The 580-nt window shown below is 42.9% G+C and carries 2 tRNA genes and 1 rRNA gene; all 3 read left to right on the forward strand.

Annotation, left to right across the window (positions count from 1 at the left end):
• Positions 1-54, forward strand: a 16S ribosomal RNA gene (locus F0228_RS25680); the annotation flags it as partial.
• 67 nt (positions 55-121) lie between these two features.
• Positions 122-198, forward strand: a tRNA-Ile gene (locus F0228_RS25685).
• A gap of 14 nt (positions 199-212) precedes the next feature.
• Positions 213-288, forward strand: a tRNA-Ala gene (locus tag F0228_RS25690).
• The last annotated feature ends 292 nt before the right edge of the window (positions 289-580 follow it).

Consider the following 580-nt stretch of genomic DNA (forward strand, 5'->3'; position numbering starts at 1 on the left):
GTGAAGTCGTAACAAGGTAGCCCTAGGGGAACCTGGGGCTGGATCACCTCCTTATACGAAGATATTCACGATAAGTGTCCACACAGATTGATTAGGTTTAGAAAAGTTAAGAGACGATATTGGGTCTGTAGCTCAGCTGGTTAGAGCGCTCGCCTGATAAGCGGGAGGTCGGTGGTTCAAGTCCACTCAGACCCACCAATATCGACCTAGATGGGGCTATAGCTCAGCTGGGAGAGCGCCTGCCTTGCACGCAGGAGGTCTGCGGTTCGATCCCGCATAGCTCCACCATCTTTAAGCGTTCTTGTTTGACAAAAAGTCTTACGAGAGTCTTTAAAAATGGTTTCGAAAGAAATCAAGCTCTTTAACAATTTGGAAAGCTGACTGATTAACTCAAAGAGTTAATCAAATTAAAAGTTCTCAATGTTTATCCTTTGGATAAACACAACACAAACACATTCAAGTGTCTTGTATTCAAAATTGAGTCCGGCAAACACGTAATAAGAACTAACCCTTCTTGTTACAACCAAAAACCTTGGTTGTTTACCATACATAAAGACCTCTTCGGGTTGTATGGTTAAGT

The sequence above is a fragment of the Vibrio sp. 99K-1 genome (genome assembly GCF_013114585.1).
Classification (GTDB): Bacteria; Pseudomonadota; Gammaproteobacteria; order Enterobacterales; family Vibrionaceae; genus Vibrio; species Vibrio chagasii_B.